General features: G+C 71.5%; 14 protein-coding genes and 1 pseudogene. 4 read left to right on the top strand and 11 right to left on the bottom strand.

Annotated elements, in window-relative coordinates:
- Window positions 1-175 precede the first annotated feature (175 nt).
- Together ACGFSA_RS24215 and ACGFSA_RS24210 are read left to right on the top strand one after the other, a co-directional pair.
- Window positions 176-433, top strand: a pseudogene (locus ACGFSA_RS24215) (PA domain-containing protein); the annotation flags it as partial.
- 785 nt (window positions 434-1218) lie between these two features.
- The gene (locus ACGFSA_RS24210; RefSeq protein ID WP_393307480.1) at window positions 1219-1485 is read left to right on the top strand and encodes a DUF397 domain-containing protein; all 267 of its coding nucleotides are present in this window, start codon (window positions 1219-1221) and stop codon (window positions 1483-1485) included.
- A gap of 121 nt (window positions 1486-1606) precedes the next feature.
- On the opposite strand, the gene ACGFSA_RS24205 is transcribed toward ACGFSA_RS24210, so the two are convergent.
- From ACGFSA_RS24205 to ACGFSA_RS24190, 4 genes are all read right to left on the bottom strand, one after another.
- Entirely contained in the window at window positions 1607-3130 is a 1524-nt protein-coding gene (locus ACGFSA_RS24205; protein ID WP_393307478.1) for a YfcC family protein, read from the bottom strand.
- Window position 3131: 1 nt separating this feature from the next.
- On the bottom strand, window positions 3132-4100 hold the full coding sequence (locus tag ACGFSA_RS24200) for a carbamate kinase (RefSeq protein WP_393307476.1): 969 nt from the start codon (window positions 4098-4100) through the stop codon (window positions 3132-3134).
- A gap of 38 nt (window positions 4101-4138) precedes the next feature.
- Complete coding sequence (gene argF, locus ACGFSA_RS24195) at window positions 4139-5140, bottom strand: ornithine carbamoyltransferase (protein WP_393307474.1); 1002 nt, start codon at window positions 5138-5140, stop codon at window positions 4139-4141.
- Between the two features lie 66 nt (window positions 5141-5206).
- Complete coding sequence (locus ACGFSA_RS24190; RefSeq protein ID WP_393307472.1) at window positions 5207-6430, bottom strand: arginine deiminase; 1224 nt, start codon at window positions 6428-6430, stop codon at window positions 5207-5209.
- A gap of 495 nt (window positions 6431-6925) precedes the next feature.
- Here ACGFSA_RS24190 and ACGFSA_RS24185 point away from each other — a divergent pair, with 495 nt between their 5' ends.
- The gene (locus tag ACGFSA_RS24185; RefSeq protein WP_393307470.1) at window positions 6926-7726 is read left to right on the top strand and encodes an HPF/RaiA family ribosome-associated protein; all 801 of its coding nucleotides are present in this window, start codon (window positions 6926-6928) and stop codon (window positions 7724-7726) included.
- Between the two features lie 635 nt (window positions 7727-8361).
- Window positions 8362-9192, top strand: coding sequence for a universal stress protein (locus tag ACGFSA_RS24180; RefSeq protein WP_393307468.1), 831 nt, complete (start codon window positions 8362-8364; stop codon window positions 9190-9192).
- A 175-nt stretch (window positions 9193-9367) separates the two neighbouring features.
- On the opposite strand, the gene ACGFSA_RS24175 is transcribed toward ACGFSA_RS24180, so the two are convergent.
- The 7 genes from ACGFSA_RS24175 to ACGFSA_RS24145 all read right to left on the bottom strand — a co-directional run bounded on the left by ACGFSA_RS24175 (window position 9368) and on the right by ACGFSA_RS24145 (window position 19595).
- Window positions 9368-10453 (bottom strand): integrase core domain-containing protein, encoded by a 1086-nt coding sequence (locus ACGFSA_RS24175; protein ID WP_393307466.1) that lies wholly within the window; start codon window positions 10451-10453, stop codon window positions 9368-9370.
- A gap of 161 nt (window positions 10454-10614) precedes the next feature.
- Window positions 10615-12141 carry a peptide MFS transporter gene (locus tag ACGFSA_RS24170; RefSeq protein WP_393307464.1) on the bottom strand — a complete coding sequence of 509 codons (1527 nt, stop codon included), beginning with the start codon at window positions 12139-12141 and terminating at the stop codon, window positions 10615-10617.
- Between the two features lie 377 nt (window positions 12142-12518).
- The gene (locus ACGFSA_RS24165) at window positions 12519-13529 is read right to left on the bottom strand and encodes a cytochrome d ubiquinol oxidase subunit II (RefSeq protein ID WP_393307462.1); all 1011 of its coding nucleotides are present in this window, start codon (window positions 13527-13529) and stop codon (window positions 12519-12521) included.
- A gap of 47 nt (window positions 13530-13576) precedes the next feature.
- Entirely contained in the window at window positions 13577-14881 is a 1305-nt protein-coding gene (locus tag ACGFSA_RS24160; RefSeq protein WP_393307460.1) for a cytochrome ubiquinol oxidase subunit I, read from the bottom strand.
- Window positions 14882-14958: 77 nt separating this feature from the next.
- Window positions 14959-17115 carry a multicopper oxidase family protein gene (locus tag ACGFSA_RS24155; protein ID WP_393307458.1) on the bottom strand — a complete coding sequence of 719 codons (2157 nt, stop codon included), beginning with the start codon at window positions 17113-17115 and terminating at the stop codon, window positions 14959-14961.
- Between the two features lie 76 nt (window positions 17116-17191).
- Window positions 17192-17815 (bottom strand): hypothetical protein, encoded by a 624-nt coding sequence (locus ACGFSA_RS24150; protein ID WP_393307456.1) that lies wholly within the window; start codon window positions 17813-17815, stop codon window positions 17192-17194.
- Between the two features lie 112 nt (window positions 17816-17927).
- Window positions 17928-19595 (bottom strand): FAD-dependent monooxygenase, encoded by a 1668-nt coding sequence (locus ACGFSA_RS24145; RefSeq protein WP_393307454.1) that lies wholly within the window; start codon window positions 19593-19595, stop codon window positions 17928-17930.
- Window positions 19596-19655 lie beyond the last annotated feature (60 nt).

Raw genomic sequence — 19655 nt, 5'->3', positions numbered from 1 at the left:
AAAGTCCGCCTCCAACACGCCTTCTCCGCCACCGCGCTCAACGTGATCCGACTCGACGCCCACTGGACCACCGGCCCCCTCGACCGCACCCGCCACAGCCAGCTCGAACGACTCAACTACCGACTCACCGCCTGAACGAATTGGGCAGCAGAGTCGGAAGCCCGCGCAAAACCTCGTGCGGTCGACGATTCCCCGACTGCCCACCAACGGGCGTAAGCCCGTCGTCTACGCGGGCACCGGCTCGGCCGAGGAACTTGCCAACGTCGATGTCAAGGGTGCGCTGGTGCTGCTGAGGCCAACCGACATCTGCGAGACGACCTGCGACTTCACCGCACTGCGCAAGCGAGTGGCGGAGGCTGCCGCCGCGGGCGCGGTCGGGGTGCTGGTGACCGGCAAGACCGATCGGGTCGCCCTGCTGAAGTACGAGTCGTCCCGGCAGTACCAATGCAAAAACGGTCCCGACAGCTGCCCGCCGGTCGATCCGTACGCGGCGCTGCCGATCGTAACCGTACCTCCGGCCGAGGGCACGGCGCTGATCCAGCGGATCAAGGGCGGAGCGAAGCCCGGCGTCCAGGTCGAACTCGGCGGCAGCAGCGAAGTGTCCAAGGCCTACGCTCTTGCCTTCAACTCCCGCGGTCGGGTTCCCGGCAACCTGCCGTACCAGGTCCAGTCCGAGGATCTCGACCGCGTCGATCACCGCTTCCACGCCGACCAGCCTGGCGCAGTTCCCCACTTCAGCTGGAACCGGATAACCAAGTCCGGCCCCGTGACAGAGGAAATAATGCTGCCCAAGCCGGACAGTCAACGGCAGTTCACCACGTTGGTCGGGCCGCGGGACGACAACGCGATCGACCGCTTCGAGATGTCCGTCAGGGACTATCTCGCGCCTTCCGTGGCGCGTACATCGGGCCCGTCCGAAACTCAGGACCTGGTGCTCGGCAAAAAGAACACGATCGACTGGAACGCGGGTCCGTCCCTTCCCGGCGCGGCGCCCCAGGTCCGCACCAAGTCGGGCTTCACAGCCAGCACCGGCCTGCCGTGCGCCGGCTGCCGGGAGGGCGACCGCTTCTGGCCCACCCTGTACCTGACCAGCAGCGGGGGCGGTCGCCAGGCGATGATGGGCATGCTCAATGGCGCCGGTCTTCTCGACCGACAACATGACCGACGACACGGCCATCGCGCGCGGCGTCCGTTACCGCTGCGGAGCCGGCCGTCGGCGTGGTGTTCGCCGTCACGGACGATCCACAGCGGGAGGTCCAGGGCGGCCGGGGCCGACTCGTACGGGGTCTCGATGCGGCGGATGCGCCGCCCGGGGATCCGGTCGAGCCGCCATCCGCGTGCGGGGTCGTATGCGTTGAAGTGGCCGACGGCTTCGCCGTCGTCGTCCCCGTCCGCGACAGCAAGACCGCCCCGCACGGCCCCGTGGTCGTGATCGGCGGTGGTGCGTGGACCGCGTTCATCGCGTTCGTTCGCGACCGCTGGTAGCCGCGCGGCCGGCGAGGGGCCGAGCCTCTCGCCGGCGTGCACCTCTTCGCGGTCACGCCGGTGTACGGAATCGCCGGGGTGGTACAGGACGCCGCCGAGACGGCCCTTGTCGGCCCGGCGCTCAGCCGATCGCCGCTCCCAGGGCCAGGAAGCCCGCGACAGCGACCAGGAGGATGCCCATCAGCGGGGCCATGAAGCGCAGGTAGCGGTCATAGCGAACCTTGGCGAGGGCCAGTCCGCCCATGACGACGGCGGAGGTCGGGGTGATGAGGTTGATCCAGCCGGAGGCCGACTGGTAGGCGGTGACCACCACGGCGCGGCTGACGCCGGCGAAGTCGGCGAGCGGGGCGAGGACGGGCATGGCCAGGGCCGCGTGTCCGGAGGACGAGGGAACGAGGAACGCGAGGGGGAGGTTGACCAGGAACATCAGCACGGCGAACAGTCCCGACGAGGTGCCGGAGACGACGCTGTGCAGGCTGTTGAGGATGGTGTCGGTGATGCTGGCGTTGTTCATGATGACGGTGACTCCGCGAGCCAGCATGATGATCATCGCTGCTCCGATGAAGTCGCCGGCGCCCGCCACGACGGCCTCGGTGGTGCCCTTCTCGCCGAGCCCGGCGAACAGGCCCACGGCGACGGCTGCGACGATGAACAGGGCCGCCAGTTCGGGGAAGTACCAGCCCAGGGTCGGCAGGAAGGTGACGCCCAGGTCGGCCCAGGGGATCACTGCAAAGATCATGAAGAGGAAGGTTGCGGCGAAGACCGCCAGCACGGTGCGCTGACGCACGGTCAAGGGTTTCGCGGTGGCGCCCCGGGTCCGCAGTTCCTCGTCCTCCGGCTTCGGCGTGACCAGGGAGCGGGACGGGTCCTGGTGGACGCGGTTGGCGTAGCGCACCACATAGGCCGCGGCAAGAGCGGTCAGCACGGCCCACATCAGCAGCCGCAGCACGATGCCGTCGCCTGTGCCGATGCCCGCGCTGTCGGAGGCGACTCCGGTGGCGAACGGGTTGACGGTGGAGGCGAGGGTGCCGATTCCGGCCCCGACGACGATCACGGCCGCGCCGGTCATCCGGTCGTAGCCGAGCTTGAGCGCCAGGGGGATCATCAGGGCGTAGAAGCCGAGTGTTTCCTCCGCCATGCCGTAGGTGGTGCCGCCCAGCGAGAACAGGGTGAGCAGGACGACGAGCAGGACTGTCCTGTGGCGCCTCAGCCGTTCGGCGAGGCGGGCCACTCCCGTGGTCAGCGCTCCGGTGCGCAGGGTGACGGTGATGAAGGCGCCGACGGCGAGCACGAAGAGGAACACGCCCGCTGCGCCGAAGAAGTCGCCGCTGCCGCCGGGGGTGGTGAGCCCGGTGTGCGGGTCGGTGACTCCGTAGAGTCCGTTGACGGGAGCGAGGAAGAGGTCCTTGAGACGGCCCCAGAAGCCGGTGGTCAGCTCCACGGTGTGGTAGCTGCCGGGGACCGGGCGACCGTCCTTGGTGTCGTAGTGTCCGGCGGGGACGACAAAGGTCAGAGCCCAGACCACCAGGGTGACGATCGCAAGGACGGTGAACGCCGAGGGGAAGTGCGAGCCCTTCTTCCTGGTTGGCGCGGCTTCGGACACGGTGTCGGGCTCCGGTGCGGCCGGGGCGGCGTGTGTGGTCATGTCAGATCTCGAGGGTGTCGTTGTGGCGCGGGCCGGTGAGGGCCTGGCCCTGGGGGTGGTGGCCGCTGGGAGTGACGACCGTGCCGGCGATGCCGCCGAGGATGGCCTGGGCGTCGCCGAGGGCGCCGATGGCGGCGAGGCCGCCGGTGAGTTCCACGAACCGGCAGGCCGCTTCCGCCTTCGGCCCCATGGAACCGGCCGGAAGGTGCTCGGCCCGCAGGCGGGCGGGGGTCGTGCGGCCGATGGGTTGCGCCTGCGGGGTGCCGTATCCACGCATGACCTGGGGTACGTCGGTGAGCAGCAGCAGCGCATCCGCGTCGAGGGCTTCGGCGAGCAGGGCGGCGGTGAGGTCCTTGTCCACCACCGCCTCGACACCGGTGAGCCGTCCGTGCTCGTCGCGGACCACGGGGACCCCGCCGCCTCCGGCGCAGACGGCCACGGCGCCGGAGGTGAGCAGCAGTCGGATCAGCCGGGTCTCGACGACACGCTGCGGATCGGGGGACGGGACGACCCGGCGCCAGTGCGGGCCGTCTTGTTTGACCGTCCAGTGGCGTTCGGCGGCGAGGCGTTCGGCTTCCTCGCGTGTGTAGACCGGGCCCACGAACTTGGTGGGGTCGTGGAAGGCGGGGTCGGCGGCGGAGACGAGGGTCTGGTTGAGCAGGGCGCACACCTGCCTGCCGGGCAGGGCGTTCTGCAGGGACTGCAGCAGCCAGTAGCCGATCATCCCCTGGGTTTCCGCGCCGAGGACATCGAACGGGTAGGGGCGGGTGAGGGATGTGTCGGCGGCGTTCTCCAGGGCGAGCAGGCCGACCTGGGGGCCGTTCCCGTGGGTGATCACCAGCTCGTGCTGTCGGGCGAGCGGGGCCAGGGCGGCCACGGCCGCCTGGACGTTGGTGAGCTGGACGGCGGCGTCCGGCCGGTCTCCCCTGCGGAGCAGGGCATTGCCGCCGAGCGCGACGACTACGCGCATGACTTCTCCTGTACGGGTGGGGTGGCGGTTCTCGCGCGTCAGTCGCCGAGGGTGGCGACGAGGACGGCCTTGATCGTGTGCAGCCGGTTCTCCGCCTGGTCGAAGACGACGGAGTGGGGGGACTCGAAGACCTCGTCGGTGACCTCCAGGGCGTTCATCCCGGTGCGCTCCAGGATCTCCGCGCCCACGGTGGTGCCGCTGTCGTGGAAGGCCGGCAGGCAGTGCATGAACCGCACCCGGGGGTTACCCGTCGCCTTCAGCACGTCCATGGTCACCTGGTACGGCTTGAGCAGGGCGATCCGCTCGTCCCAGAGTTCCTTCGGCTCCCCCATGGAGAGCCACACGTCGGTGTAGACGAAGTCGACGCCCGCCACGCCCTCGTCGGCGTTCTCGGTGAGGGTGATCCGGGCCCCGGTGGACCGTGCGATCCGCTTGGCCTCCGCCACCACGCCGGGGGTGTTGTGCAGGCTCTCGGGGCCGACCATGCGGACGTCCATGCCGAGCATCGCGCCCATGACGAGCAAGGAGTTGCCCACGTTGCTGCGGGCGTCGCCGAGATAGGCGAAGGAGATCTCGTGCAGGGGCTTGTCGGTGTGCTCCCGCATGGTCAGCGCGTCAGCGAGGGACTGGGTGGGATGCCAGTCGTCGGTCAGGCCGTTCCACACCGGAACACCCGCGTACTCGGCCAGCTCCTCCACTGTGCTCTGGCTGCGGCCCCGGTACTCGATGCCGTCGTAGAAACGGCCCAGGACCCGTGCGGTGTCCTTGATGGACTCCTTGTGGCCGATCTGGGAGCCCGTCGGATCCAGGGGCGTGACGTGGGCTCCCTGATGGAGCGCGGCCACCTCGAAGGCACAGCGGGTACGGGTGGAGGTCTTCTCGAAGACGAGGGCTATGTTCCTGCCCCGCAGGCGCTGCTGTTCGGTGCCCTCGTAGTGGGCCGACTTGAGGCGGGCGGACAGTTCCAGGAGGTGGCGGAACTCATCGGGAGTGAAGTCGAGTTCCTTCAGCAGTGAGCGGTGGCGCAGGTCGATGGTCATGGCGGGTGCTCTCCTTCGAGCGGAAGACGGACGGGCGGGGTGGGCGGCGTGCCGGGGCGGTGCCGGTCAGGCGGCGTCGCGTTCGACGGGGCAGCTCATGCAGCGCGGACCGCCGCGGCCCCGGCCCAGCTCGCTGCCCCGGACGGTGATGACCTCGATGCCGTTGCGGCGCAGATAGGTGTTGGTGGTGACGTTGCGCTCGTAGGCGAGGACGACTCCCGGCTCGACAGCCAGGACGTTGCAGCCGTCATCCCACTGCTCCCGCTCCGCGGAGCGCACATCCTGAGTCGGTGTGAGCACGCTGATGGAATCCAGGCCCAGGGCGTCGGCGATCGCCTGGTGCATGTACTCCGGCGCATGGTCGGTGATCTTCAAGCTGTGCCCGTCCTGACCGGGCTCAATGGTGCAGGAGGGCAGCATGCCCAGACCGGCGTACTTGGTGAAGGTGTCACCGCTCACCATGGTCATCACCGTGTCGAGGTGCATGAAGCTGCGGGATTTGGGCAGATCGATCGCCACGACCCGGCGGGCGGACCCGGCGGCGAACATGCGCAGCGCGAGCGCCTCGACGGCCTGAGGCGTGGTCCGCTCCCCCATCCCCACCAGGACCGCGCCGTTGCCGATGACCAGCACGTCACCGCCCTCGATGGTGGAGGGGTAGCCGGTCTGCCCGTCGGCCCAGCGGTGGAACTCCTGCTTCTCGAAGAGCGGGTGGTGCTGATAGACGGCCTCGAAGTGGACGGTCTCGCGGCGCCGCGCCCGCTTCTTCATGGGGTTCACGCTCACCCCGTCATAGATCCAGCACGAGGTGTCGCGGGTGAACAGATGGTTGGGCAGGGGCGCGAGCACGAAGCCGTCGGGATCCATGGCGTGCAGCCGTACGCTCGCAACCGGGCCCAGGCGGTCCATGAGCTCGCGCCGGGTGACACCGCCCACGAGACAGGCCGCGAGTTCGGCCGGCCCCAGGGAGTCGAAGAAGGCACGCATGCGGTCGGTGGCCAGCGGGCCGTACTCCCGCTCGTCGAAGACCCGGTCGTGAATGAGCGTCCGGGCGGCGGGATTCTCCAAGGTCTCGGTGAGCAGGCCGGAGAAGAGATGGACGCGCACGCCCCGGTCCCGCAGGACGTCGGCGAACGCATCGTGCTCTTCCCGCGCCCGCTTGACCCAGAGCACATCGTCGAAGAGCAGCTCGTCCTTGTTCGTGGGTGTCAGGCGCTTCAGCTCGAGGTCGGGGCGGTGCAGGATGACCTGCTTGAGGCGGCCGGTCTCGGAGTCGACGTGGAACGACATGAATCTCCCCCATGGGAAGGAAGTCGAAGAACTGGAAGTGGTGGATCTCCGCAGTCCGGCATGGACCTGCTGTTACGGCGGATGTGTTCCGCACCTCGCCGGGGAGATCACCTCAAACCCTGTCACGCGGCCATGGCCCGGGCAGGGTCGCGAAGGTCCCCGTCCGCGGCCCTGCCAGCACCACCGTGCGTGGCCCGTTGCGACCACTGCGGCAGGGCCATTGGGCTCTGTCGTGCCCCGGCCGGAGCGTGGCAGCGGGCGTTCCCCGGTCCGGTTCGCGCGGCCATCCGCCCCGGCTGCCGTTTTCGCGCGCGTGAATCGCCTGGACGCGGACGGGGTGGTGACGGTCATGGGGCGAAGGTCCTCGGCTCCGGCCAGACGGTCCCGGCATACGGCTGACGAGGTGGGGACCACGAGCCAGGCACGCGGGCCACCCGGCCCTCGCCCGCCGGCCTCCGCGACAGGAATCCTGGGAGCGATCAAGGAGGATCTCTGATGACTCGTCTCAAGACCAGGCCCGCCGTCGACATCCAAGTGGAGGCCCGCGGTCAGGTGCCACGCGGAGCGGCCGGCTACGCGCGTGAGAAAACGCTGGCCGCCCTTGACCACCTGAGCGAGCCGGTCCTTGCGGCCCGAGTGAAGCTCACCCAGGCCGCCAATGCGGCGTCGGGCCGTCCCGCCGCCGCGCAGGCCGTGGTGGACGTCAACGGGCGCCCGGTGCGGGCCCATGTGGCCGCGGGCACCATGTTCGAAGCCGTCGATCTGCTCCGTGACCGGCTGGTCGCCCGGCTGGCCAGGACACGCCGCCACAACCGGGGGGACCACCACGGTGACACGGTGCGCCTGCCCGGCGACCGGTGGCACGACGACGGGCACGAGCACCGTCCGCAGCACCGCCAGCTGCCGGCCCAGGAACGCCAGATCGTGCGGCACAAGTCATTCGGCCTGCCCCAACAGACCCCCGAGGAGGCCGTTTTCGACCTGGAGTCGATGGACTACGACTTCTATCTCTTCGCCGACGCCGACTCCGGCCGTGACAGCGTCGTCTACCGCGACCCGCGCACCGGCTACCACCGCATGGCGACAGCCGGTAAAGCCACTGCCGAGCCCCAGGCAGCACCGCATCTGACGGTGAGCGAGGTCCCGGCGCCCGAGATCAGTGTGCGGGAGGCAACCGAGCGACTGGCCCTCACCAGGCTGCCGTTCGTCTTCTTCCTCGACAGCGCCACCGGGCGCGGACACGTCCTGTACCACCGGTACGACGGCCACTACGGACTGATCACACCCGCCGCGTAGCGGCATCGCGGCACAGATGACCGAGACCGCCGCGAGCACCCCCGGCCGGAGATGGTCGCGACGGTCCGAACGCGACGGCTCGGACGCCTCGCAGGCCGTGGGCCGCGAGGACCCGGCATGCACGTCCAACTGCTCCGCGGTGGGCGAGGGGGGTCTCGCAGAGCGGCAACTCCTTGCCCGGTGCTGTCCACTTGGCGGCGTCGAGCCTGTGGAACGGGAGGATGCCGGCGCGGCTGGCGTTTCCCGGGGTCGCCGCGAAGGAGGCGACGCCTTCGGTGCCGGCGGTCTCGTGGGTCAGGCCTGGGACCAGAACGAAGCGGACCCGCACCTCCACGCCCCGGTCGGCCGGGGTGGGCGCACTGCAGCGTCGGTGCGAGGTCCTGCCCGGTGGGGACGGGGTCATCGCTGCACCCGGCCGCGCGCGGCAAGCCCGGCCAGGCCCAGCAGAACGGATTCGCTCAGCCGACTGCCCGTCTCGATCCACAGCCCCTGCGGGGCCGACTGCGGCGGCGGGGTGGGACCACCGCCCGCCCGCACGGGCCCGTTCGGCCCTGTCCGTTCCTCCGCGCCGACCGGTGTACTCGCTCCAAGGCCTCCGCGGACGCGGAAGGCGGCAACCAGAAGGACGTACGAACGTGACACACGTGGTGGTGGCGGTCGATGGATCGGCCGGTGCGGCGCGGGCCGCGGACTGGGCGGTGGAGGAGGCAGACCGCCGGGGCGTGCCTCTGCGCCTGGTGTGCGCCTCGCTCTGGGAGCGCTGCGGTCCCGGACCGGACGACGACCTCGTCGGGCGGCTGCGCGAGGCGGCGCACGACATGCTGGCGGCCGAGGCCACGCGCGTCTCGCTGCGCCGCCCCGGTGTGCCGGTCATTACCGAACTGCTGGCGGACGAGACCGTTCCGTCCCTGCTGCGCGCGGGACGCGGCTCCGCCATGCTGGTCCTGGGCTCGCGCGGCCACGGCGGATTCGAGGGCCTGCTGCTGGGCTCGGTCAGCCTGCGGGTGGCCGCCCGCGCCGACTTCCCGGTCGTCGTGGTCCGCGGCCCGGCACGTACGGAGACCGGCCGGGTCGTCCTCGGCGTCGGCAGTCGTCACCTTCCCGGCCGTGCCGCGGACTTCGCGCTGGCCGAGGCCGCCTGCCGCAAGGCCGAACTCGACGTGGTCCACGCCTGGCAGCAGGATGTGGACTTCTCCGGTCTGTCCGCGCTGCTGGACCCGAGCCCCGCCCGGGAGCGGGCCGAGGCACTGCTGACCGCGGTCGCCGACCAGCTGGAACACGACGGCGCGGGGGTGCCTGTGAACCGCTCGTGCGTGCCGGGCGGCAAGGCCTCCGCCCTGCTGGACGCCGCCGTCGGCGCGGATCTGCTCGTGGTCGGCTGCCGCCGCCCGTTCGGGCGGCTCGGCCCGGTCCCCCACGCGATGCTCCACCATGCGCCGTGCCCCGTCGCCGTCGTCACCGACTGAACCGTCGTCCATGCCCCGCCGACACGTGGGGGCGGTCGCACGGCCGGAGCATCCGCTCGGGATGCTGGACGCCGGGTACGACGCCCTGTTCGTCCGCGACAGGCTGGTGACCCTCGCGTACCACGGCTGCCGGTGGCCGATCCACCTGTGGGGCTCGGAAAGTCGTCGCTGCAGGTCAAGCCGCATATCGGTACTCGTTGATGACGCCGCCGAGGATGCGGGTGCGCAGGAGCCTTCGGCCTTTGAGGTCGTGTACGGCGACAGGTTGCAGGTCGGCGCCCGGCGGGAGTTGGTGGCGGGCCCGGTGGGGGCGGTGGTCGTTGTAGTGCCGCTGGTAGGCGGCCAGGACGTGCCGGGCGTGGGCCTCGTTCACGATGAGGACATGGTCGAGGGCCTCACGGCGGATGGTGCCGCTCACCCGCTCGCAGTGGGCGTTCATCCGAGGCGCTCGCGGTGCGCTCTGAAGGATCTTGATCTCCTCGGCCTCGAAGACGGCGTCGAAGGACTGCCCGTACTTGCCGTCGCGGTCACGGAGCAGGAAGCGCAGGGACTCCATACGCACACCGAGGTCAGCGGCCAGGTTCCGGGCCTGCTGCACAGCCCACTCGCGGGTGGGGTGGGCCGTGACGTCGGTGATGTGCAGGTGCCGGGTGCCGTGTTCGAGGTACGCGAGTGCGTACAGGCGAATGCCGAGGACGGTGTCGAGGTGGAAGAAGTCGACGGCGATGATGCCCTGGGCCTGGTTGGTGAGGAACTCGCGCCAGGTGGGGCCGGCACGGCGCGGGGCCGGGTCAATGCCCGCCAGGTGGAGGATCTCCCAGACCGTGGATGCGGCGATCGGGTGACCGAGACGCGCCAACTCGCCCTGGATCCGCCGGTGCCCCCACCGCGGGTTTTCGCGCGCGAGCTGCAGGATCAGCCTCCTGAGCGTGGCCCTGGTCGGCGGTCGTCCGATGCGGGCGCGTCGGGCGCTGTAGTCCCACTTTGCCGCAAGGCACCGGCGGTGCCTGGCCAGCAGGGTCCCGGGCGTGACCGGGAAGACCTGGCGCCAGCGGCGACGGGGTATCAGGCCGGAGAGCGCCGCCAGCCAGAACCGGTCCGCGGGCTCGTAGCGGACCGGACCGGCGAGCTGACGGCGCAGCACCGCGTTCTCATGTCGGAGCACGAGCAACTCCGCATCTTTGGCGGTGTCGCGTCGCAGCAGCACCCCGGGGACGGACAACAGGCCGCGGGCCACCCGGTACAGCATCGAGATGATCACGCGGACATGGTTCCAGCTGAGAGCGCTATATCGCTCCCACCTGCAGCGATGACTTTACGAGCCCCACAGGCCCGGAACGGCCCCGGCATGCCAAGAGCCGGAAGCCTCTCGCTCAACCTGACAATGCCGGGCCCCGGGACGGGCACCCCGGGGCCCAGTGGTCAGACGCCGAGGCGGCGGGTGAGGGGACGGCGCAGGAGCAGGAGGACCGTGCCCGTCGCAAGGGCCGCGGCGGCGAGGCCGAGGAAGAAGCCGGAGCCGGGGACCTGGTCGCCGGAGGCCTTCAGGGCGTTGGCCCCGATGCCGCCGCCAAGCGCGCCCGAGAGCCAGAACAGGCCCACCATCTGGCTGACGAAGGTCGCCGGGGCGATGGCGGTGGAGGCGCTCATGCCGACCGGGCCGAAGGAGACCTCGCCGGCGGCGAGCAGCAGGAAGGCGAGCAGCAGCCAGAGCGGCGACACCTGGCCGCTGTCCGCGGCCAGGGTGGCGGCGGAGGCCATCACCAGGTAGGCGGAGGCCGTGGCGCCCATGCCGAGGGCGAACTTGGCGGCGGTGGACAGGCGGTCGCCCGCGCGGGTCCACAGCCAGGCGAACACCGGGGCGAGGACGAGCACGAAGAACGGGATCGCCGACTGGAACCAGCTGGCGGGCAAGGTGCGGCCGAAGACCTCGCGGTCGGTGGCGTGCTTGGCGAACAGCGAGAAGGCGGAGCCCGCCTGCAGGAACAGCGCCCAGAAGACCGCCGAGACCAGGAACAGCCAGATGTACGTACGGACCCGGATCCGCTCGACGGCCGTCAGGACCGGGTTGCGCAGCAGCCGCCAGAAGCAGATCGCCGGGGACGCCACGGCCAGCAGGCCGACCAGGATCATGACATGGGGCAGCCGGAAGGCGCCGAGGGCGATGTCGGTGCCGTACGCGAGGACGACCAGGGCGACGGCGGCGAGCGCCACGCGCAGCACCCGGGTGCGTTCGGCGGGCGTCGCGGCGCGCTCCGGCGTACGGCCGACCTCCCCGAAGTGCCGGATGCCGCGGGCGTACTGGAGCAGTCCGGCGCCCATGCCGAGGGCGGCGACGCCGAAGCCGAGGTGCCAGTTCACGCCCTCGCCGAGCAGGCCCACGACAATCGGCGAGATCAGGGCGCTGACCTGGACGCTCATGTAGAAGAGGGCGAAGCCGGCGTCGCGCCCGGCGCGGTCCTCGCGGTCGTAGAACGCGCTGAGCAGCCCGGCCATGTTGGGCTTGAGCAGTCCGGTGCCGCAGGCGACGAGCAGCAGGCCGGGGTAGACGGAGCCGGTGACGGGCACGGCCATCGTCAGATGGCCGAGGGCGATGAGGACCCCGCCGTGCAGGACGGCGCGCTGGGCGCCGAGGATGCGGTCGCCGATCCAGCCGCCCGGCAGGGAGGACAGGAAGACGGCCGCCATGTACGCGCCGAACAGGATGCCGGCGTCGCCCGCGGCGAGGCCGAGGCCGCCGCGCGCGGTGTCCTCCGTCGCGTACAGGACGAGGATCGCGGTCATCCCGTAGAAGCTGAACCGCTCCCAGACGTCGGTGAGGAAGAGCGTGGTGAACCGGCGCGGCCGGCCGGGCAGTACGGTGCGGCGGCCGGCGTCGCCCGCCGCGGGAACGGTGCCGGTCTGCTGGATCCGCTCGCCGGTGGTGGGCGGTCTGATCGGGGCGGCCATGGGTTCCTCCCTGCGGATGTCGGACATTCGCCCGCCGAATCTGGCCGCGCCGGTTCGGGGACGGCTCGAGGATCGCTCGGGAGCGCGGCCGTAGGAGGTCGGGAGGCGAGGGGGGAGGAATAGCGCGGCGCCCGGCCGGGGGAGGTACCGGGCGCCGCGAATCGAGGGGCGGGCGACGCGCAGGGGGGCCGGGCCGCACCCCGGTCCCCGGGGAGCCGGCCCTGCCTCGGGCGGTTTCCCGAGGGCGCCCGAAGGAGCGCGTCCTGAGAGCTCGGCCCGAGGGCGCCCCGGCACGCACACCGGGAGCCGTTTCCCTCTCGACGGTAGGAAACCCGACCGCCCTCGGACCTCGCTCGGGTCCGGCTCGCCTGCAAGGGTCAGAAGTACGCCGGTGAGCGGTCGTCCGCCTTGGCGCGGAAGGCCCACCACTGCATCGCCTGGAAGGCGAGCAGCACCGGCAGCACGAGCAGCACCACCGGGCCGACGACGGCGAGCGTCGACGGGGCGGCGGCGGCCTCGGCCACCGACAGGTTCTCGTGCGGTCCTGCGCCGCTGACCAGGGCCTGCGGGTAGTGGGCGGCGCCAAGGAGCGGCACCGGTGCGAGCGCGGCGAGGCCGCTGACGAGCGGTGCCGAGGCGCGGCCGCGGGCCGCGAGCCGCGGGGCGAGCAGCAGGGCGGCGACGGCGGCCAGGAGGAGCACGGCCGCGGGTACGGGCCTGAGCAGTCCGGCGCGGGCGGTGCCGTCGGCGACGGCGGCCACCGCCGTGAGCACGGCGAGGCCCGCCGCGACGAGCGCGAGCCGGCCGGCGGTGCGCGTGGCGCGCGCGGCGAGCCCGCCCTCGGTGCGGACCGCGAGGAACACCGTGGCGTGCAGGGTGAACACGGCGACCGCGGTCAGTGCCGACAGGACCGGTAGGGGGCGCAGGAGCAGGCCCGGGTCGAGGGCGAGGTGCCCGCCCTGCAGCGGCAGCGCGCCGAGCAGGGCGCCGCCGAGCGTGCCCCAGGTCAGTGCGATCAGGACGCAGGTGAGCAGGAACACGGCGTCCCAGAAGCCCCGCCAGCGGGCGCCGGGCACCCGGCGGCGGAACTGCATCGCGGCCTCCCGCACCAGGACCGCGGCGACGCCTGCGACGACGAGCGGGTACATCCCGCTGAGGACGCTGGACTCCAGGCCGGGGAAGCCGCCGAGGGTGATGCCGGCGGCCGCGACCAGCCAGACCTCGTTGCCGAGGAAGAAGGGGCCGGTGGCGGCGGCGACGGTGTGCCGCTCGGCGTCGTCACGGGCGAGCCACCGGCCGACGATGCCGGTGCCGAGGGTGATGCCGTCCAGGGCGAGGTAGCCGGCCAGGAGCAGCCCCAGGAGCGCGTACCAGAGGGTGTGCCACACAAGAGACTCCAGAAACGGTCTGCGCGGTGGGAGCGCGGTGGGCGCGGTCAGAAGGTACGTACGGTGGACGGGGCGTCGCTGCTCGGGCGCGGGAGTCCGGCGGCCGCGGCCCACCCCTCGGGGTCGTCCGAACGGCCCGAAAGATCTGCGGGGTTGTCGTCCGGGCCGCGCCGCGCGAGGCGCAGCAGCAGCGCCCAGTCGACGAGCACCAGGACGGCGACGAGGCTGCCGAAGACGAGCAGCGAGGCGAGGACGGTGCCGGCGGTGAGGCCCTGCGTGGTCGCGTCCTTGGTCTTCAGGACGCCGTAGACGGCCCAGGGCTGGCGGCCCACTTCGCGGAAGACCCAGCCGGAGACGTTGGAGAGGTACGGCAGGACGAGTGCGGCGGTGAGCAGCCAGAGCAGCACCTTGCGGCGCATCAGATTCCGCTTGGCCAGGAACAGCACGCCGAGGATCGCGAGGGCGCCCATGAACAGCGCCCCCATGACCATGAGGACCTCCGCGGTCCGGCTGATCCCGGGCGGCAGGTAGGTGTCGGGACCGAAGCGCGCGGTGAAGTCGCGGATCAGGCCCGCGGTCTCGGGCGACCGCTCGCCGTACTTGGTGGGTGTCTGCTCGACGGAGAAGCCGATCTGCCAGCCGCCGAGCGCGGCCGTCAGCGCGACGAAGACCGGGGCGAGCGGCAGGGCCAGTTTCATCGAGGACCAGAAGAACTCCTCGTGGCCGGTGCGCCGGCGCAGGTGCCAGGCGCTGACGGCGACGACGAAGAAGGAGCCGGTGACCATCGCGCCGGAGGCGATGTGCGCGGCCGCCGACAGGGCGTTGGTGTTGGTGAGCAGGGCGGTGAAGTCGGTGAGCCGGACCTCGCCGCCCACGATCTCGTACCCCACCGGGTGGTTGAGGAAGCCGTTGGCGGCGAGGACGAAGTAGACCGAGGACCAGGCGGTGAGCGCGAGCAGCCACAGGACGACGGTGTGGAGCACGCGGCCCATCCGGTCCCAGCCGAAGATCCACAGTCCGAGCAGGGTGGACTCGGCGAAGAAGGCGACCAGGGTCTCGATGGCGAGCGGGGCGCCGAAGACATTCCCGGTGTAGTGGGTGAGTCCGCTCCACACCAGGCCGAACTGGAACTCCATCACGATGCCCGTGCCGATGCCGAGGGCGTAGTTGACGAGGTAGAGCCGGCCCCAGAAGCGGGCCTGCCGTCGGTGTTCGTCCTTGCCGGTGACGGCCCAGCGGGTCTGCATCACCACGAGGTGGGTGACGAGGCCCAGGGTGAGGGCGACGAAGAGGTAGTGCGCGATGGCCGTGATGGCGAACTGTAGGCGTGCGAGGACCAGCACGTCGTCCACGGGGTTGCCTCTCGGAGTCGGTGTACGGCGAGGGGGAGGCCGGCAGGATGGGCCGGCCTCCCACGGGGCGGTTCCCGTCAGTCCGGGCGGTTGCCGTTCTTGCCGCCGACCGTGTACGGGGTGGTGACGTTCTCGTACGCGACGTGCATAACCATGCCGAGCTGGGCGTGGGTGAAGTTGTGGCAGTGGTCCATCCAGATGCCCGGGTTGTCGGCCTTGAAGGCGACCTCCCAGGCCTCGCCCGGGCGGACCAGGACGGTGTCCTGCCAGATCGGGCTGCCGGTCAGCGGCTTGCCGTTGTGGCTGAGCACCAGCACATGGTGGCCGTGCAGGTGCATCGGGTGGTCTTCCTGGCCGCGGTTGAGGAAGCGGACGCGGATCGTCTCGCCCTCCTTGACCATGAGCATCGGGGCGTCCGGGAAGACCTTGCCGTTGATGGTCTGGCGCAGCGCGAATCCGCCGTTGTAGAAGCCGAGCCACTCGTCGAGGGTCAGGTCGAAGGTGCGGTCGAACGTGCTGCGCGCGTCGAACGGCTGGGCCGTCGGCTTGCCGTACGACGCCTTGTCGAACTCCGGGCCGTCGAAGCGCGGTTCGAGGGTGCCCTTGCCGTCGGCGGAGAAGGCGATGCCCGCGGCCTTGGCGTCCTCGGAGGCGAGCCGGACCGGGGTGTTCGGCATGGTGAACTCGATGTCGAGGCGTCCGGCGCCGGCGATCACCAGGCGCCGGCCGGTCAGCTCATCGGGCTCGTTGATGTCCATGCCGTCGATGGCGGTGATCGTGTACGGGACGCCGGTCAGGCTGAACGTCCTTGTCAGGATGTCGCTGTTGACGAGCCGCAGGCGCATCTTCTGGCCGGGGCGCGCGGTGCGGTGGTCCAGGGTGTCGGAGGTGCCGAGGGCGAGCGTGGAGCCCTGGGAGGTGTCCCAGGTGTGGGCCTGGACGGTGACGTCCTGGTCGACCGGGCGAGTCTGCTGGGCCGGGTCGATGATCATCGGGCCGAACAGGCCGCGCTGCACTTGCTCGGAGGACGACTGGTGCGAGTGGTACCAGAAGGTGCCGCGTTCCTTGACCTGGAACCGGTAGGTGTAGGTGCCGCCGGGCGGCACGGCGTCCTGGGTGACGCCGGCGACGCCGTCCTCGCCGTTGGGGACGTCGAGGCCGTGCCAGTGGGTGCTGACGGGGGTGTCCTTGAGCTTGTTGACCAGGGTGATCTCGACGAGCTCGCCCTGCTTCATGCGCAGTTCGGGGCCGGGGATCTGGCCGTTGAACGTCCAGGCGTCGACCGTACGGCCCGAGGCCAGCTTGATCGTGGCCTCCTGCGCGGTGAGGGTGAACCGGCGGTCCGGAGTGCCAGCCCTGGGGCCCTTGAGCGTGTCGACGCCGAGGGCCTTGGCGGCGGCCGTGCCGGCCGTGTTTCCTGTGCTGTGGCCCGTGGTGCCGAGGGCGTTGGTGGTCGTGGCCGAGGCGCCGTCGTGTCCGCCGTGTGCCTCGTGGCCCCCGTGGCCTTCGTGGTCGGCGGCGAAGGTGGTGCCGCCGCCGTAGTCCATCGTGCCCTTCATCATGGAGAAGGTGTCGGGGAAGCGGCTGCGCTGGGCTTCGAGGGTGACCAGGGTGCCGAGCACGCCGAGGATCACGATGGTCGTGCCGAGCCGTACCGCGACCCGCCGGCCGCGGGTGCGCTGCGGGGCGGTGGTACGGCCGGTCAGCCGGTCCGCCCGGCGGCGGGCCCGGAACACCAGCCAGCAGGCGCCGGCGATCAGGATCAGCCCGTAGACCGGGTAGTTGAGGGCGGCGGAGCGGTCCGGCGGCAGGAACTTCTCGAAGAAGCCGCCGAGTGCGTCGAAGGCCGCCAGCTGCGGCGGGACGGTGATCCGCGGCGCGACCAGGGCGATGGGCTCCTCGGGGCCGCTGCGGCGGGCCGCCGACCACACCTTCGGGAGGCTGAGCACCAGCGTGGCGAGCACTCCGGGCAGGAGCAGCAGCAAGGTGGTGATGACGCGCCGGTCACCGACCAGTGCCCAGTTGATGCCAGCCATCTGGGAGAAGGTGAGGAGCCGCCCGGCGGCGAGCAGTAAACCGAGCACGGTGAGGACGACGGCGATACGGGCTCCGCGGCGCAGCCGCCGGGTGTCCGGGCGGGTGGCGAGCCGCCGGACGGTGAGCGCGGCCAGCAGCCAGACCGGGAAGAGCACCAGCGAGACGATGAAGTCGAAAATGGAGATGGCGAGATACATTCCTTGCTCCGATCAGTGAGACGTGCCCGGGGCGCTCACGGCCCTCGGGCAGGTCCCTCGACGGGTGGGGTGGTGGTCAGGCCCGGTCGACGGTCAGAGCGCTGGCTCCGCCGAGCACCTCGATGTCGTAGCGGTCCTCGGAGGTTTCGTAGGTCGGTCCGGCGAAGGTGGCCCCGCCGCCCGCGGCGCCGAGGTGCTGGGAGTCGAAGGTCAGCTGGGAGACGCCGCCCCGGACGGCGATCCGGGCGGCGACGTCCTGGGGACGGCGCAGGCTGACGTTGCTGACGCCGCCGGCGACCCGGATGTGCACGGTGCCGCGCGGCCGGGGCAGCGAGACGGAGACATGGCTGGCGCCGCTGCCGAGGTCGAGTCGGGTGAGGACCAGGCCGGAGAGGTCGGCGGTCAGCCGTCCGGTGCCGCCGTCGACCTCGATCGCCCAGGCCACGGTGGGGTGGAGGGTGAGGCTGCCGCCGTGGCGGCGGGCGGAGAACGGGTGCAGCCGGCGCGGGTAGCGGACGGTGACGACGCCCCCGGTGGTGTCGATCTCCGGTACGAGACCGGAGAAGCTGCCCTGGTAGAGGTGGTCGCTGTCCTTGGGCTCGGCGGCCAGCGTGAGTTCGGACGCGCCGCCGACGAACTTGAGCAGTTTGGTGGTGGCCGCGCCGAGCGGGTTGCTGAAGGTCTTCTCCTGAGTGGTCATCGGTCATTCCTTCCGTTCGTGCTGTGCGTGCTGTGCGTGCTGTGCGTTGCTGCTGGTGCTGGTGCTGTTCGTGCTCTTGTTGCTGGTGCTGCTACGGGTCGGGCGGTACTGCTCAGGCGTGCGGGGCGCGGTCGAGGACCTGCGCCAGGACCTCTTCGAGCCGGGCCTGCGGCTCGTCGGCGGCGCCGGCCGAGCGCCAGGCCACGAAGCCGTCGGGGCGCACGAGCACCGCGCCGTCGGCGTCCACCCCGTAACGGGAGGCCCAGTCCCCCGCCGGGTCGGCGACGAACTCGCCGCCGATCCGGTACACGTCGAGGTCGATGCCGAGCCGCTGCGCGGCCGGTCCCGCGGCGTGCTCCCAGCCGCTGCCCTCGGGGCCGGTGAGGAGCACCGGCGCCTCGCCGAACAGGTCGAGGGTCGACAGTTCCTTGCCGCGGCAGCGCACGGTGGTGTGCGGGGCGCGGGTGCCGGGCCGGCCGAGCACGCGCGGGTCGAGCGCGGGCGGCAGCTCCGCCCCGGCCTCGGATCCGGCCTCGGCGCCGTCGCCGCTCTCCGGGAGCAGGGCGCCGCCCGGGTAGAGCTGGCCGAGGATGGCGGCCGCGTAGCTCGGCCGGCCGTCGTCGCCCTGGTCGTGCGAGCGCTCCTGGAGCTCGGCGAGCGCGTAGTCGATGGTGAAGCGGGCGACGGGGCGGCGCTCGGCCTCGTACGAGTCGAGCAGGGCGGGTCCGGCCGTGCGGTGCAGGACGGCGGCGAGCTTCCAGGCGAGGTTGTCCGCGTCCTGGACGCCGGTCGCGGCGCCGAAGGCGCCGGTGGGCGGCATGGTGTGGGCGGCGTCGCCGACCAGGAGGACCCGGCCCTCGCGGTAGCGCTCGGCGAGCCCGGCGGAGATTTCGAAGCCGAGGATCTTCTGCCCGGTCTTCTCGACCTGCACCTCCAGGCCCTCGACGGCGAGGTCGGGCATGCCGATCGCGGCGCGGATCGCCTCGATGCAGCGGGCCTCGTCGAAGTCCTCGAGGCGTTCGCCGCGCTCGGGGTGGTAGGGGGTGTAGAAGACCCAGCGGGAGCCGTCGAGCGGCATGAGCAGCGTGCCGGTGTCGGGCTGGTCGAAGTAGCCGAGGCCCAGGTCTCGGCCGCGCAGCGGCTCGGTGAGGTCGGCCTTGAAGACCACGCTGACGGTGTGGATCAGGGTGCCGGGGCCCTCGACGGCGATGCCGGCGGTCTCACGGACGGCGCTGCGCACGCCGTCGGCGCCGATCAGGTACTGCGTGCGTACGGTGGACTCGGCGCCGGTGGCGGTGTCGCGGAGGGTCGCGGTGACGCCGTCCTCGTCCTGCTCGAAGCCGACGAGTTCGGTGGACCAGCGCAGTTCCGCGCCCAGTTCGGTGGCGCGGCGGGCGACGATGCGCTCAAGGCGGTCCTGGTCGATGGAGCACCAGGTGCAGGGCGTGACCTCGGAGGTGAGCTCGGGTGCCTCGTCCTGCATGGGCGCGGAGAAGATCTCCGGGCCGGCCAGGGTCTCGGCGCGGACCATCAGCTTCTCGCTGAGCTCGGAGGTGAGGGAGCGGTCCGCGAAGATCTCCTCCTCCAGGCCGGCGGCCCGGAAGACCTCGACGGTGCGGGGGTTGATGACCCGGGCGCGCGGGTGGCCCAGGGCGCCGGGGTGGCGCTCGACGAGCAGCGGGCGGATGCCCCGGCGGGCCAGGAACAGCGCGGTCGAAAGGCCGACCACGGCGCCGCCGACGATGAGAACGGGCGTCTGCTCGGTGGGAGCGGGTGTCATGGGTACCTCTCCGTTCGGGACGATCGGTCAGGCGGGACGGTGGTGCCGGTGGACCACCCG

This window comes from Streptomyces sp. NPDC048496 (assembly GCF_043200055.1).
Taxonomy (GTDB): Bacteria; Actinomycetota; Actinomycetes; order Streptomycetales; family Streptomycetaceae; genus Streptomyces.
The sequence above is the reverse complement of the archived record's forward strand: the minus strand, read 5'-3'. Positions and strand labels throughout refer to the sequence as shown.